The sequence below is a fragment of the Kosakonia sp. CCTCC M2018092 genome, assembly GCF_003864115.1.
Taxonomy (GTDB): Bacteria; Pseudomonadota; Gammaproteobacteria; order Enterobacterales; family Enterobacteriaceae; genus Kosakonia; species Kosakonia cowanii.
Genome location: NZ_CP034225.1, coordinates 1,237,240 through 1,251,337 on the forward strand (window position 1 = coordinate 1,237,240; position 14,098 = coordinate 1,251,337).

Here is a 14,098-nt window from a genome sequence, read left to right on the forward strand (position 1 = left end):
AAACATGGTACCTGTGGTCGCGCTTGTCGGGCGCCCTAACGTTGGGAAATCCACGCTATTTAACCGTCTTACTCGCACCCGTGATGCGCTTGTAGCGGATTTTCCGGGTCTGACTCGTGACCGTAAGTACGGTCGTGCTGAAGTAGAAGGCCGCGAATTTATCTGTATCGATACCGGCGGTATCGATGGCACCGAAGATGGCGTTGAGACGCGCATGGCGGAGCAGTCGCTGCTGGCGATTGAAGAAGCTGACGTCGTGCTGTTTATGGTCGATGCCCGCGCCGGGCTGATGCCGGCCGATATCGCTATCGCCAAGCATCTGCGTTCGCGCGAGAAGGCCACCTTCCTCGTCGCCAACAAAACTGATGGTCTCGACCCGGATCAGGCGGTTTCTGATTTCTACTCCCTTGGCCTTGGCGAAATTCACGCCATTGCCGCTTCACACGGACGCGGCGTCACCAGCCTGCTTGAGCATGTGCTGATGCCGTGGATGGACGAGCTGAACCCGCCGGAAGAGGTGGATGAAGAGGCTGAGTACTGGGCGAAGTTTGAAGCCGCGGCGAACGGTGAAGCCGAAGAGCCGGAAGATGATTTCAACCCGCAGGATCTGCCGATCAAGCTGGCGATTGTCGGGCGTCCGAACGTCGGTAAGTCAACGCTCACTAACCGCATTCTCGGTGAAGACCGCGTCGTGGTGTACGACATGCCGGGCACCACCCGCGACAGCATCTACATTCCGATGCAGCGCGATGAGCGCGAATATGTCCTGATCGACACCGCGGGCGTGCGTAAGCGCGGCAAAATCACCGACGTGGTCGAGAAGTTCTCGGTTATCAAAACTTTGCAGGCGATTGAAGACGCCAACGTAGTGATGCTGGTGATTGATGCCCGCGAAGGCATCTCCGATCAGGATCTCTCCCTGCTGGGCTTTATCCTCAACAGCGGCCGCTCGCTGGTGATTGTCGTCAACAAGTGGGACGGTCTGAGCCAGGAAGTGAGAGAGCAGGTGAAAGAGACGCTTGATTACCGCCTCGGCTTTATCGACTTTGCGCGCGTGCACTTTATCTCTGCCCTGCACGGCAGCGGCGTCGGTAACCTGTTCGAATCCGTACGCGAAGCCTATGACAGCTCCACCCGCCGCGTCAGCACCGCGCTGCTGACCCGCATCATGAACATGGCGGCAGAAGATCACCAGCCGCCGCTGGTGCGTGGCCGTCGCGTGAAGCTGAAATATGCCCACGCCGGTGGTTACAACCCGCCGATTGTGGTGATCCACGGCAACCAGGTGAAAGACCTGCCGGACTCCTACAAGCGCTATCTGATGAACTACTTCCGCAAATCGCTGGAAGTGATGGGTACTCCGATCCGTATCCAGTTCAAAGAGGGCGAGAACCCGTTTGCTGACAAGCGCAACACCCTGACGCCGAACCAGTTACGTAAGCGTAAGCGCCTGATTAAGCACCTTAAGAAAGGTAAGTAACCGTTCACTTCACCCGCCGCTGGCGGGTGTTTTGTTTCTGAGGGTGTATCATTAGGTCAATCTTAAGCGATTGTGAGGAGTGCGTGATGCAACTGAACTGCCCGACTTGCCACGGTGAGCTGGAACTCGCCGGAACGATGGCGCACTGCGCCACGTGCAATAAAGATATGGAGGTGAATGCCGCCTGCCCGGAGTGTCACCAGCCGCTTGAGGTGTTAAAAGCCTGTGGCGCGGTGGACTACTTCTGCCAGCACGGCCACGGGCTGATTTCCAAAAAACGAGTCGAATTCACCCTGCGCTAAGGCTTGCAGATACAGCCTTCGCCTTCGCGCCACAGCTCAACGAACGACGGCGGCGCTTTGCTCTCCGGGATCAGCAGCAGCATATCGCTCTGCCGCGTGGTCCAGGTGATCTGCAAACGGTAAAAGCGCTGGTCGCCGCGTCCCGGTGAGTCAGCCTGACCGGGAGGCTGCGCCAGCGGTAATGCCTGGTGCAGGATCTCAATCAGCCGCTGACGCTGCTCGTCGGTCAACTGGGCGATAACAATTCGCCTTCGCCCGGCGAGCATCGGGATATAAGCCACGCCGCCTTCACGGGCCAGCTCGACAACCGCATCGTCGGTCAGTTCGGGTTCGTTCATTATAAGACTCCGACATCTTTCCACGCCTGTTCGATGGCCGCTGCCACCGCTTTACCGGAACGTTTTTCGCCGTGATGAATCGTCAGTTTAGCGAAGGCGGCAAAATCGGCGTTTTGCGCCAGCTGGCGATCGCAGACCGTATCGTACCAGGCGTAGCCCGCTTTTTCCCACGCATAACCGCCAATCTCCGTGGCCGCGAGATAAAAGGCGCGGTTCGGGATACCGGAGTTAAGGTGCACGCCGCCGTTATCTTCGCGGGTTTTAATAAAGTCCTTCATGTGCGCGGGCTGCGGATCTTTACCGAGCAGCGGATCGTTGTAGGCGGTGCCCGGCTCGGACATCGAACGCAGCCCTTTGCCGTTGATACCTTCGGCTAACAGCCCTTCGCCGATAATCCAGTCTGCCTGATCTGCGGTTTGTTTGAGGTGGTACTGTTTGACCAGTGAACCGAAGACATCCGACAGGGATTCGTTCAGCGCGCCCGATTGTTCAAAGTAGATCAGCGCCGCTTCCGACTCTGTCACGCCGTGGCTTAGCTCATGCGCCACCACATCAATAGCGATAGTAAAACGGTTAAAGATTTCACCGTCGCCATCGCCAAACACCATCTGCTGACCATTCCAGAAGGCGTTCTGGTACTCCTGGCCGTAATGCACCGTGCCGCTCAGCACCAGACCCTTGTTATCCAGCGAGTTACGTTTCCACTCTTTCCAGAAAAAGTCGTGGGTGACGCCGAGGTAGTCGTAGGCTTCATCAACGGCGACATCGCCATTCGAAGGCTGGCCCTCATAACGCACCTGCTTACCCGGCAGGCTCTCTTTGTTATGCGCATCGTAAATATCGCGTACCAGTTCGCCCGGCGAGTTTGCCTGCGGAGCGCTCGGTTTACCGTGGCTGTGCGCCATCAGCGTCTGGACATGCATCAGGGTTTGTTTCGCGCAGCGCTTCTGGACTTCAGAGCCCTGGTCAATGATGCGACGGAGAATGTAGGGGGGAATAACGGTGTGCGGGAAGCGAGTGGTCATGTTGATCTCCTTGATAAAATCAAAAGAACAACAAAAGTATAGGTCGCCTCACCGCATTAAGAGTTTTAACTACGGGGTTTTTCGTTTTCTCGGTTGTTTCACCGGTGTGACAATGCGCACCTCGCTCTCGACCCAGCCATCATTCAGACGAGTGGTGAGCGTATCGCCCGCTTTCACCTGCTTAGTCTGTTTCAGTACTTTCCCGTCGGTGGCGGTCGTCACGCTGTAGCCACGCGCCAGTGTCGCCAGCGGGCTGACGGCTTCCAGATGGGTGAGGGCGGTGCCGAAGCGCTCGCGCGTGCTGCCAAGACGATCGCGAATCGACTGGCTCAGACGATACTCAAGCTGCTGCACCCGCGTTTGCGCCCGATGAATGCGCGGCTGCGGGTTGTGATGATTAAGCCGTTGCACCACGCGCTGCTGGCGCGTATTCGCGCGCTTAAGCTGGGTATCCAGCGCGTTGTGCATGCGCTGCTGCAAGCGGTCGAGCACCGTCTGCTGACGCGCGAGGCGCAGCTGCGGGTGCTGCTGCTGCAAGCGGTGATGAAGCTGGGCAAAGCGGCGGTTGCGCCCTGCCAGATAGTAATCCATCCCCATCTCCAGACGTTGCTGCATCGCCTGCACCTGGCGCAGCAGTTCAAGCTGGTTACGGCTGACAATCTCCGCCGCCGCCGAAGGGGTTGGCGCGCGCAGGTCGGCGACGAAATCGGCGATGGTGACATCTGTTTCATGGCCGACGGCGCTGACAATCGGAATCCGGCTGGCAAATATAGCGCGCGCGACGCGTTCGTCGTTGAAGCTCCAGAGATCTTCCAGCGAACCACCGCCGCGCCCGACAATCAGCACATCACATTCGTCACGGCTGTTAGCAAGGGCAATGGAGCGCACGATTTGTGCCGGTGCATCTTCGCCCTGTACGGCAGTCGGGTAGATCACCACTGGGAGCGACGGATCGCGGCGTTTCAGCACATGCAAAATATCGTGCAGCGCGGCGCCGGTTTTTGAGGTGATCACCCCAACGCAGTGCGCCGGTGAGGGCAGGGGATGTTTAAACTGCTGATCGAACAGCCCTTCCGCTGCCAGTTTCGCTTTCAGCTGCTCATACTTCTGCTGTAACAGCCCTTCACCCGCCGGTTGCATGCTCTCGACGATGATTTGGTATTCACCGCGCGGCTCATACATCGTGATGTTGGCGCGCACCAGCACCTGCTGCCCGTGCTGCGGGCGGAAGGTGACGCGGCGGTTGCTGTTGCGGAACATCGCACAGCGCACCTGGGCGGTGTCATCTTTTAAGGTGAAGTACCAGTGACCGGAAGCGGGCTGGGTAAAGTTGGAGATTTCGCCGCTGATCCACACCTGGCCCAGCTCGCGTTCCAGTAGCCATCGCACCGTCTGGTTAAGGCGGCTGACAGTATAAATGGAGGGAGTTTGCAATGAGGACATGTGAGCCAGATCAAATTCTAAATCAGCAAGTTATTCGGTCGATAGTAGCCTGATGCCACCCGATTACAAGTATTTTTCCAAAAAAGTGTAGATGCAATCGGTTACGCTCTGTATAATGCCACGGCAATATTTAACCACCCAGGTCAGAGATATTGCCCATGCTACGTATCGCTAAAGAAGCTTTGACGTTTGACGACGTCCTCCTCGTTCCCGCCCACTCCACTGTTCTGCCGAATACCGCCGATTTAAGCACTCAGCTGACGAAGACCATTCGCCTGAACATTCCTATGCTCTCTGCGGCAATGGACACCGTAACGGAAGCGCGTCTGGCGATCGCCCTCGCACAGGAAGGCGGCATTGGCTTTATTCACAAAAACATGTCTATTGAGCGCCAGGCAGATGAAGTACGCCGCGTGAAGAAACATGAGTCTGGCGTGGTAAAAGAGCCGCAGACCGTGCTGCCGACGACAACTCTTCGCGAAGTGAAAGAACTGACCGAGCGCAACGGCTTCGCTGGCTACCCGGTAGTAAACGAAGAGAACGAACTGGTTGGCATCATCACCGGTCGCGACGTGCGTTTTGTTACCGATCTCAACCAGCCGGTCAGCGTTTATATGACGCCGAAAGAGCGCCTGGTAACGGTTCGTGAAGGTGAAGCGCGCGAAGTCGTATTCGCCAAAATGCATGAAAAGCGCGTCGAAAAAGCGCTGGTGGTGGACGACAGCTTCCATCTGCTCGGCATGATCACCGTAAAAGATTTTCAGAAAGCAGAACGTAAACCGAACGCCTGTAAAGATGAGCAGGGTCGTCTGCGCGTTGGCGCAGCGGTCGGCGCGGGCGCGGGCAACGAAGAGCGCGTTGATGCGCTGGTCGCCGCCGGTGTTGACGTGCTGCTGATTGACTCCTCCCATGGCCACTCTGAAGGCGTGTTGCAGCGTATCCGCGAAACGCGCGCCAAATACCCGGATCTGCAAATCATCGGCGGTAACGTTGCGACCGGCGCAGGCGCTCGCGCGCTGGCTGAAGCTGGCGTCAGCGCGGTGAAAGTGGGTATCGGTCCTGGCTCTATCTGTACGACCCGTATTGTTACCGGTGTGGGTGTTCCGCAGATCACTGCTGTTTCCGACGCGGTTGAAGCGCTGGAAGGGATGGACATCCCGGTTATCGCCGATGGCGGCATCCGCTTCTCTGGCGATATCGCAAAAGCGATCGCCGCTGGCGCAAGCGCGGTAATGGTCGGTTCTATGCTGGCAGGTACCGAAGAGTCCCCGGGCGAAATCGAACTCTACCAGGGCCGCTCTTACAAATCCTACCGCGGGATGGGCTCGCTGGGCGCGATGTCCAAAGGCTCCTCCGACCGCTACTTCCAGACCGATAACGCCGCCGACAAACTGGTGCCGGAAGGTATCGAAGGCCGTGTAGCGTACAAAGGCCGTCTGAAAGAGATCATTCACCAGCAGATGGGCGGCCTGCGTTCCTGTATGGGGCTGACCGGCTGTGGTACCATCGACGCCCTGCGTACCAAAGCGGAGTTCGTGCGCATCAGCGGCGCGGGCATCCAGGAGAGCCACGTTCACGACGTGACCATCACCAAGGAATCCCCGAACTACCGCATGGGTTCTTAATGCAATTCGCGCCCGGTTTTTGCCGGGCGTTGACTTTTCTATCTCGCTCTTTGCCTCGGAACTAACGTCAATGACGGACAATATTCATAAACATCGCATTCTTATCCTCGACTTTGGCTCGCAATACACTCAGTTAGTCGCACGCCGCGTGCGTGAACTCGGCGTCTACTGCGAACTGTGGGCGTGGGATGTCACTGAAGCGCAGATCCGCGACTTCAACCCCAGCGGCATCATCCTTTCCGGCGGCCCGGAAAGCACCACCGAAGAGAACAGCCCGCGCGCGCCGCAGTACGTTTTCGACGCCGGTGTGCCGGTGCTCGGCGTCTGCTACGGCATGCAGACCATGGCGATGCAGCTTGGTGGCCACGTTGAAGGCTCTAACGAGCGTGAATTTGGTTACGCGCAGGTTGAAGTGCAGACCGAAAGCGCGCTGATCCGTGGAATTGAAGATGCCCTGACCGCAGACGGCAAAGCGCTGCTGGACGTGTGGATGAGCCACGGCGATAAAGTGACGGCGATCCCGTCCGGCTTTGTCACCGTTGCCAGCACTGAAACCTGCCCGTTCGCCATTATGGCTAACGAAGAGAAGCGTTTCTACGGCGTGCAGTTCCACCCGGAAGTGACGCACACCCGCCAGGGGCTGCGTATGCTGGAGCGCTTTGTGCGCGACATCTGCGAGTGCGAAGCATTGTGGACACCGGCAAAAATCATCGATGACGCCGTTGAGCGCATCCGCCAGCAGGTTGGTAACGATAAAGTGATCCTCGGCCTCTCCGGCGGCGTGGACTCCTCCGTCACCGCGATGCTGCTGCACCGCGCGATTGGCAAAAACCTGACCTGCGTCTTCGTCGATAACGGCCTGCTGCGCCTGAACGAAGCCGAGCAGGTGCTGGATATGTTCGGCGACCACTTTGGTTTGAACATTGTTCACGTTCCGGCAGAAGAGCGCTTCCTCGGCGCGCTGGCGGGCGAGAACGATCCGGAAGCGAAACGTAAAATCATCGGCCGCGTCTTTGTGGAAGTATTCGATGAAGAAGCGCTGAAGCTGCAGGATGTGAAGTGGCTGGCTCAGGGCACTATCTACCCGGACGTGATTGAATCCGCAGCCTCTGCGACCGGTAAAGCGCACGTTATTAAGTCTCACCATAACGTTGGCGGCCTGCCGAAAGAGATGAAAATGGGCCTGGTTGAGCCGCTGAAAGAGCTGTTCAAAGATGAAGTGCGCAAAATCGGCCTCGAACTTGGCCTGCCGTACGACATGCTGTTCCGCCATCCGTTCCCGGGCCCGGGCCTTGGCGTTCGAGTCCTCGGCGAAGTGAAGAAAGAGTACTGCGACCTGCTGCGCCGCGCGGACCATATCTTTATCGAAGAGCTGCGCAAAGCCGATCTCTACAATAAAGTGAGCCAGGCCTTCACCGTCTTCCTGCCAGTGCGTTCCGTTGGCGTGATGGGCGATGGCCGTAAGTATGACTGGGTTGTCTCCCTGCGCGCGGTCGAAACCATCGACTTTATGACCGCCCACTGGGCGCACCTGCCGTATGACTTCCTGGGCCGCGTCTCTAACCGCATTATCAACGAAGTGAACGGTATTTCCCGTGTCGTATATGACATCAGCGGGAAGCCGCCGGCGACGATTGAGTGGGAATAAATCTGCGTCCGACTTGCCCGGTATGATCTAGCTAAAATATTTTGGAGCCCGCGTAATTGCGGGCTTTTTTCTTTTTGACCCAGGATTATTTGGTGATTTTTTGCATCGCATATTATCAGTAATACATCCATTTAACTCCCAAGAAAATAAGAATCTCAAAACAAATTAAAACTAATCAGGTTAAATATATTTTTTCATAAGATCTTTTAATTCTTCCAAACAATATGGAGGTACTCTGGTATGCGCAATTCGATGACATGTTGGACACAACGAAATTAAATCTTCTAGTTGTGTTTTTCTTTTCCCTAAACTGATCGGATTCAAATGATGACAGTCGATAATGTACTTATTATTTACGAAGTATTGTTTGTTACATGACTGACAAGTGTAATTATCATTTTTCTTCCGCGCATCAGCTAGTTTTCTATCTCTAGAGCTAGTCATCCGACTAAAGTCTTTTTTATATCCTTCTTCGGCTTCAATAGAGTCAGGATCGAGATATTTAGGCTTTTCTTGTCCTTCGTTTTCCAAATAAATACGTTCGAAACCACCATTGCTTTTTCCTACGAAAGAAGTCCATGTCGTATTTGTTTTGAGAACTAGCTTTAAGTTTTTAATAAATATTCGGTATCTTGGGTATTTTATTCCTTGCCGCTCGGTATATTCTTCAGCGTTTTTTCCGACAAATTCACCAATGTATACTTTGTTAACAGAATCTGTTTGGTGAAAAACGATAACATAATCATCGACCCTGTCATTTGATACAACCCAACAACCAGTAGATGATATTCCATCATTAACAATGAAAAAATTGTGCCCCTTCGTTTTCACTGCAACTGCAGTAGAACCTTTAGGTAGAATGTCTAAATATGAATCCATTGCAACTCCAGGTAAGTACATTTAACGATATTTTTTGAGTATGCGTTGTTTTGGGTTTTTCAAGGGATTGTAGATAGTAGCCAAGCAAATTTGCTTGTGCAGGTTCCTTTTAATTATCCTTTAAATATATGAAAGATCATGTCTATGTAACATTACAGTCCACAGGTGGGATCATAATCTGACATTGTTGTAACCAGGTCAAGGGTTTATAAGAGAAATAGTCTAATATGTAGAGGCTGGATGATTTTGGGGCAGAAGTAAATTGGCTTTTTAGCAACAAAAGTCAATACAACTTACCCTGAAGTCGAAGACGTAAAGCCACAAAGTTTATGTCTGTAGTTTTTTCATTTTTTATAGTCATGTCGAAGTTGCTATAACATACAAGTTGATTTAGTTATTGGTTTTTAATCTGGCTTAAACTTAACGGTTTAATTATTTATTAAAGACATTTTTTCATAAATCAATTATAAGGTTATGATGGTTGCTATTATAATATTTTGAAAATAATCTAGAAACATTCTACTGGGCATTCATGGATATTTTTTTTATTACAGTATTTAGCACGCATAGCGATGTGTTGTAGATGCAAGGGGGAACGTAATTAACTCTGTTATGTGCTTGTTTACTGCTGAAGAAAATAAGAGTTTCGTAATGATATGTAGGAATTCTCAATTTTGATTAAATTAGAATAAACGCTTAGTGATCATTAAAAATCACGAGAATGATATAGGTAATGGTATTGAGAAGGACTGTCTCTCTTGTTCTTTGTAATACATTTAATTTTTCTTGTTGGCGTTTTAATGGGGTGATGAATTATTGGTTTATAGCTAATCATGTCAACTAAGATTTTATTTTATTTGTTTATTTTTTGCTAAGTTTCACTGAATTTCGATTTTTTAACGGTACGCGTGATGAGATTAAATGAATGCTCGGATAAGATGCTTTAACACAGTGATAGTACTTCTTGTTATGAAAACTCAAAACATAGCGTTTCTTGAGGGGGCGTTTCGTTCTGCGGGATTAACCATTAAAACGATTGAATTAGAACGATTTAATAGGATGTATATGTTAAAAATTTCTAAAATAATTTTTATCTGTTATTTTTTTGTGTAAAATAATCCACATTTATGTGAGTTTTAAAAGTGGTTGATGTAATAAATCATAACTTACTGTGAATATTTTATTTTTATGTGATATGAAGATTTGAAAAAAAGTTAATAAAATTTTGTGATGCATGAGAAAATCATAAAAATCCATGAGTTAAATTAATGTATGATATTTATCAAAAAGGGGAGGGTTAATAAATGAAGAAAATTATTTTTATTTTGGTTTTACCATTTGTTAGCCATGCTGCTGTGTTCGGGGGAAGTAACTTAGGGTTTTCTGGCTATCCGGCTTTCGATGAGAGAGCACCTTCGCCACCTTTTACGGACGATCGCTATGCATGGGAGACTTACAGACAAGAGGTTGATCGCTACACTAAAAGAGCCAAGGAGTACCTTGAAAATTCAAACAACGATATGAAACGGATACAAGAGGCACAGGAGGATGCCATCGAAAAAGCCAATCGCGTGGTGCGAGAATACAACAGGCAGGTAAGATAAACGCTTGTTGGGGCGGTTTTAGTCAGATTTCACTCTTTTAGGAGCTATTGCAGATAACGAAATCATAAACCCTGTTAATGCGGCAATGATTAACGGGAAAATAAAGGCGTCGGATGTTCTGAGCGGGTTTTTAATATCAAACAGGATAACAATAAAAAAAGCGCTGGTTGCAAAGGTTGAGGATGAATAAACCTCATTCATTTTGAACTGGAGTTTATCAAACGAGAAGGGCGGAGTCTCTTTGCATAAGGCATCCCAGGTGAGATGCACTGCAAGATAACCTGTACACAGGATGAAATAAAAGCGGGTTAACTCCTGTGTATTCTGTGGTGCAAGCCAGTCAAAAAAGTGCATTTTAGTGAGCAGACTTCCTTGCAGCATAGAGCGCAGGGAGCGCTACCGCACCTGCTAAAGCAAAGCTATATGCGATACCTGCCGTAACGGTGAAAGCTGGAATCAGAAATGACAAGCCGCCGGGAAGGGCAAATCCTAAACCTGCACCACCGATGATCGCTTTCATCAGCGTAATCACATTGAATTCCATACTTCCTCCCATATCCCAAAGGCTGCATTATCTGTGGGGGAATTCTAAGGAGCCGCCTGTAATCTGTACAGAATTATTTCCAGCTAATACGAGGCCGCTTCCATTAATACATCCACTTCTCCACCACCTCATCCCCGAGCCGTTCGCGCAGCATTTCCTCATTCTCCTCTTCGCCGTGGGCCTCGAGCAGGCACTTGAATATCAGCGCGTCGAGATACTGCCCGGCATCGCGGAATATCTGCGTCAGCATCGGCGAAGTGTCGTGGTCGAAATACCACACTTCGCCGGTTTCGCGGTGAAAGCACCATAAATTACCGTTGCCGAGATAGTCGCCAAAGGCGATCAGGTTATTAACCAGCTCCCACTGCGGGTCATCCTGCGGCACATCCTCAAGAATATCGCTAATGCCAGGGTAGGCTGCCAGCAGTGGTTCAATCGCGGCGTATTGCGCAGGCGTCACGCTGCACAGCGTTTCGGCGAGGTTTAGTTCACCAATCTGCTGATGATAGGTGCGCAGCACCGGCGGCAGCGGGCAGCCGATGCGCTGCTCAAGTGCAGCAATCTCCGCGTCGCTGGCGGGTGTGGAAGGCGCAGGATTATCCCACTGATCGCGCCAGGCGTGCACACAGTCGCGCCACCAGGCAAGGCGGGCGTGCTGATCGGTAAACTCCGGCCAGACCAGCGGCGGAAGCGGGCGGTTATCGCTCTCATTACTCATTGTTAGGCGCTCTCAATTAATAGCTCTGGCTGTCGACGCTAAAAAGATAGTTGATATCAAGGTCGGCTGCGGGCTTCGCATCGTCGTTTTTCTCCAGCACAAACTCAAATGCTGGCTGATAGTCATCCTCGCGGAACACTTCACCCGCAAGGATCTCCACCGAGTAAGTGCCGTTTTCAAGGGCGATATGCGGGCGGTTCGGCGCTTCATAGCGCTGCAATAACGCGCTGATACTTTTATCGTTGAAGTCGTCGAGAATGCGCCAGGTAAAGAGCTGCACCTGCCCATGCTCGACGCGCAGCGTGTAACCTGGGCGGCGGTGCTGGAGATTATTTTCCGCTTTCAGCAGCTCCGGCGTCTCGGGCGGCAGGGTGAAAATAATGGTGTAGGGGTAGTTTTCAACGCCCGTCATCGGGATCAGCACGCCTTCCAGCACCGCCTTATCGCCGCTCTCATTGCGGGTAAACTCCGTTGCCAGGTCGTCAGTGAGTTCGTTGTCATCTTTGAACTTTTTCAGCAGGCGGATATCGGCAAGCAGAAAGTAGTTCACCAGATCGTTCAGCACTTCATTGCATTCATAGCGCACGCGTTACCCTTAGATTTATCTCGTTGTACAGGGATTGTTACTGCTCTGAAAGGTACGATCACCTACTTGATCAGGGGGGCGACTCTGTGCGGCAGAGGCATAATCAGCTATAAACAGGCGTAAAGGTCGGCGTTTTGCGCATCCGGCAAACATCAGGAATTCAATACAAGGAATATGAGTATGCAGCGATGGTTAGCAAAAATCCTCGGTAAACAAGGGGCTGCAGAGCAGGACGCACCTTTCCCGCTTCCCTGGCCGGGGGACAGGCAGAGCATCTACCACTTTATCTCCCCTTATGCAGACGGCAGCGCGCCGTTGCCGGAGCAGGCGCAGACCCTGCCGGATGAAGATACCCTTGAAGGCGAGCTGCGCTGGGTCGCGGGCGGCATGGACGGTGCGTTCGGTCACCACGGCGGCGGCGCAGACGCAGAAGAGGCGGCAGATGAGATTATCAGCGCGTTAAGCGCCGTGCTGCGCAAACCCTCCCCGGCCAATATGAACACCTTCTATGCGCTGCTGAAAGCGCGCCCGCCGCTCGATTACATAGATATTTTGACCGACAAACTGCCGGAAGAGCCGTCGCTCTCGCCGCAGCAGGTTCACGACCTGATGGTCTGGCTGGCGACCAACAGCCCGGATCGCAACCCGGTCAAATGCGCGATTGCGCTGCTGGCCTTCTTCCCCTCGGACGAGAACCGGGCGCTGGTGACCACGCTTGGGCTGCATGAGGAGTTTACGCTTTTTACCGCCGTCGCCCTGCGCAATATGCTGCCGGAAGAGGCGTTTGACGCAACGCTGACGGCGCTGGCGAAACGCGTAACTGGCTGGGGGCGTATCCAGCTTATCGAACGATTGCCGGATGATGTCTCGCCCGCCACCCGTGAATGGCTGCTGCGCGAGGGCTACGCCAATTCGGTAATGGAGGAGTACACCGCCTGGGACTGCGCCACCAAAGGGCGCTTGCTGGCGGCGCTTTCGGTCGACGTAGTGGATGATGGCGTGCTGACTGGCGCGGGCGATATTCTCGCGGCGCTGATTGCTGGCGGCCCGGCGCGCGATATCCATGACTACCCGGAGGGGGCGCAGGCCTGCCATCGCTACCTCACGCTGCTGCGCCACAGTAAAAACGACGATCTGCGCAACTTGCTCAACACCAGCGCCATCGGCGCGTTTGCCGGTGATGAAGATAACAACTGGGAGACGCTGCAGGTGGAAGGCTGGATCGATGAGATCCGCCAGCAGATTGCGGATGATGTCGAGGCGATTGTCGCGCAGGAGAAGTGGCTGACGCGCGTTCAGCAGGATTTAACCGCCTGCGATAACGGCGATTTTTACCTCGCCCTGCGCGCAGCGAAGCTGTTAGGTATCGATACCTGGGAGCAGGTTTTTGCCCGTCAGCAGACTGTGCCCAATGAAGCGAACTGGTACGAACTGATGCAAACCGAAAGCCCGCAGCGCATGGAGCGCATTCTGCAACTCGCTGAGCAGCAGCTCGATCTTGCGGCCATTGCCAGCGGACCAGATACGCTGATGGGTCTTGGTGCTGAGTATCGCCAGCACGGCGCGCTCGATTTTATCCTCCAGGATCTCAACCGTTTTCCCGGTATGGGCTGGTCGCTGATTAAAACCGGCCTGCGCAGCCCGGTGGTGCGTAACCGCCTGATGGCGCTCAATGCGCTGGAGGGCTGGCCGGAAGAGCAGCTCCCGGCAGAGCTGCATGGCATGCTGGAAACCGCCTTCCACGCGGAGCCGGATGATAACGTGCGTGCGCGGTTAGAGAAGATGCTGGCAGAAGAGTAATTTGAGTTGAACGGATGCCGAAGCTCGCCATATGGCGGGCTTTTTTATTTGGCTGCCATCGGCAGGCTCTTACCGACAAATCCACCCGCGAATTCTGTGTAGGCTA

General features: G+C 53.0%; 14 protein-coding genes. 6 read left to right on the forward strand and 8 right to left on the reverse strand.

What is annotated here, in order from left to right; translation table 11 throughout:
- Positions 1-4 precede the first annotated feature (4 nt).
- Both der and EH164_RS05820 read left to right on the forward strand, forming a co-directional pair.
- Positions 5-1,480 carry a ribosome biogenesis GTPase Der gene (der, locus tag EH164_RS05815; RefSeq protein WP_023481267.1) on the forward strand — a complete coding sequence of 492 codons (1,476 nt, stop codon included), beginning with the start codon at positions 5-7 and terminating at the stop codon, positions 1,478-1,480.
- An 86-nt stretch (positions 1,481-1,566) separates the two neighbouring features.
- The gene (locus EH164_RS05820; protein WP_124967593.1) at positions 1,567-1,782 is read left to right on the forward strand and encodes a zinc ribbon domain-containing protein; all 216 of its coding nucleotides are present in this window, start codon (positions 1,567-1,569) and stop codon (positions 1,780-1,782) included.
- Here EH164_RS05820 and EH164_RS05825 read toward each other — a convergent pair.
- The 3 genes from EH164_RS05825 to xseA all read right to left on the reverse strand — a co-directional run bounded on the left by EH164_RS05825 (position 1,779) and on the right by xseA (position 4,588).
- Positions 1,779-2,120 carry a protealysin inhibitor emfourin gene (locus EH164_RS05825; protein ID WP_023481165.1) on the reverse strand — a complete coding sequence of 114 codons (342 nt, stop codon included), beginning with the start codon at positions 2,118-2,120 and terminating at the stop codon, positions 1,779-1,781. The genes EH164_RS05820 and EH164_RS05825 overlap by 4 nt on opposite strands.
- Positions 2,120-3,145 (reverse strand): M4 family metallopeptidase, encoded by a 1,026-nt coding sequence (locus tag EH164_RS05830; RefSeq protein ID WP_124967594.1) that lies wholly within the window; start codon positions 3,143-3,145, stop codon positions 2,120-2,122. Before EH164_RS05830 ends, EH164_RS05825 begins: the two co-directional genes overlap by 1 nt.
- Before the next feature lie 69 nt (positions 3,146-3,214).
- Positions 3,215-4,588, reverse strand: a complete 1,374-nt coding sequence (xseA, locus tag EH164_RS05835; RefSeq protein WP_124967595.1) for an exodeoxyribonuclease VII large subunit — start codon at positions 4,586-4,588, stop codon at positions 3,215-3,217.
- Between the two features lie 158 nt (positions 4,589-4,746).
- Here xseA and guaB point away from each other — a divergent pair, with 158 nt between their 5' ends.
- A complete protein-coding gene (gene guaB / locus EH164_RS05840) occupies positions 4,747-6,213 on the forward strand; it encodes an IMP dehydrogenase (RefSeq protein WP_023481215.1) in 1,467 nt (488 codons plus the stop codon).
- Positions 6,214-6,283: 70 nt separating this feature from the next.
- Entirely contained in the window at positions 6,284-7,861 is a 1,578-nt protein-coding gene (gene guaA / locus EH164_RS05845) for a glutamine-hydrolyzing GMP synthase (RefSeq protein WP_042716372.1), read from the forward strand.
- Between the two features lie 180 nt (positions 7,862-8,041).
- Here the strand turns inward: guaA and EH164_RS05850 are convergent, their stop codons facing one another.
- The gene (locus EH164_RS05850) at positions 8,042-8,740 is read right to left on the reverse strand and encodes an HNH endonuclease (protein ID WP_124967596.1); all 699 of its coding nucleotides are present in this window, start codon (positions 8,738-8,740) and stop codon (positions 8,042-8,044) included.
- A gap of 1,304 nt (positions 8,741-10,044) precedes the next feature.
- Here EH164_RS05850 and EH164_RS05855 point away from each other — a divergent pair.
- A complete protein-coding gene (locus tag EH164_RS05855) occupies positions 10,045-10,344 on the forward strand; it encodes a hypothetical protein (protein ID WP_124967597.1) in 300 nt (99 codons plus the stop codon).
- Between the two features lie 18 nt (positions 10,345-10,362).
- Here EH164_RS05855 and EH164_RS05860 read toward each other — a convergent pair whose 3' ends face one another.
- The 4 genes from EH164_RS05860 to EH164_RS05875 form a co-directional block, all read right to left on the reverse strand.
- On the reverse strand, positions 10,363-10,698 hold the full coding sequence (locus tag EH164_RS05860) for a hypothetical protein (RefSeq protein WP_124967598.1): 336 nt from the start codon (positions 10,696-10,698) through the stop codon (positions 10,363-10,365).
- 1 nt (position 10,699) lies between these two features.
- On the reverse strand, positions 10,700-10,888 hold the full coding sequence (locus EH164_RS05865) for a hypothetical protein (protein WP_124967599.1): 189 nt from the start codon (positions 10,886-10,888) through the stop codon (positions 10,700-10,702).
- Between the two features lie 103 nt (positions 10,889-10,991).
- On the reverse strand, positions 10,992-11,606 hold the full coding sequence (locus EH164_RS05870; RefSeq protein ID WP_124967600.1) for an SMI1/KNR4 family protein: 615 nt from the start codon (positions 11,604-11,606) through the stop codon (positions 10,992-10,994).
- Positions 11,607-11,622: 16 nt separating this feature from the next.
- Positions 11,623-12,192 carry a hypothetical protein gene (locus tag EH164_RS05875; protein ID WP_124967601.1) on the reverse strand — a complete coding sequence of 190 codons (570 nt, stop codon included), beginning with the start codon at positions 12,190-12,192 and terminating at the stop codon, positions 11,623-11,625.
- A gap of 180 nt (positions 12,193-12,372) precedes the next feature.
- On the opposite strand from EH164_RS05875, the gene EH164_RS05880 reads away from it, so the two are divergent.
- Positions 12,373-13,992: a hypothetical protein gene (locus tag EH164_RS05880; RefSeq protein ID WP_124967602.1), complete on the forward strand. Its 1,620-nt coding sequence runs from the start codon at positions 12,373-12,375 to the stop codon at positions 13,990-13,992.
- The last annotated feature ends 106 nt before the right edge of the window (positions 13,993-14,098 follow it).

Coding starts and splice junctions, on each gene's coding strand:
- der (WP_023481267.1), top strand. CDS start 5: ATGGTACCTGTGGTCGCGCTTGTCGGGCGCCCTAACGTTGGGAAATCC.
- EH164_RS05820 (WP_124967593.1), top strand. CDS start 1,567: ATGCAACTGAACTGCCCGACTTGCCACGGTGAGCTGGAACTCGCCGGA.
- EH164_RS05825 (WP_023481165.1), bottom strand. CDS start 2,120: ATGAACGAACCCGAACTGACCGACGATGCGGTTGTCGAGCTGGCCCGT.
- EH164_RS05830 (WP_124967594.1), bottom strand. CDS start 3,145: ATGACCACTCGCTTCCCGCACACCGTTATTCCCCCCTACATTCTCCGT.
- xseA (WP_124967595.1), bottom strand. CDS start 4,588: ATGTCCTCATTGCAAACTCCCTCCATTTATACTGTCAGCCGCCTTAAC.
- guaB (WP_023481215.1), top strand. CDS start 4,747: ATGCTACGTATCGCTAAAGAAGCTTTGACGTTTGACGACGTCCTCCTC.
- guaA (WP_042716372.1), top strand. CDS start 6,284: ATGACGGACAATATTCATAAACATCGCATTCTTATCCTCGACTTTGGC.
- EH164_RS05850 (WP_124967596.1), bottom strand. CDS start 8,740: ATGGATTCATATTTAGACATTCTACCTAAAGGTTCTACTGCAGTTGCA.
- EH164_RS05855 (WP_124967597.1), top strand. CDS start 10,045: ATGAAGAAAATTATTTTTATTTTGGTTTTACCATTTGTTAGCCATGCT.
- EH164_RS05860 (WP_124967598.1), bottom strand. CDS start 10,698: ATGCACTTTTTTGACTGGCTTGCACCACAGAATACACAGGAGTTAACC.
- EH164_RS05865 (WP_124967599.1), bottom strand. CDS start 10,888: ATGGAATTCAATGTGATTACGCTGATGAAAGCGATCATCGGTGGTGCA.
- EH164_RS05870 (WP_124967600.1), bottom strand. CDS start 11,606: ATGAGTAATGAGAGCGATAACCGCCCGCTTCCGCCGCTGGTCTGGCCG.
- EH164_RS05880 (WP_124967602.1), top strand. CDS start 12,373: ATGCAGCGATGGTTAGCAAAAATCCTCGGTAAACAAGGGGCTGCAGAG.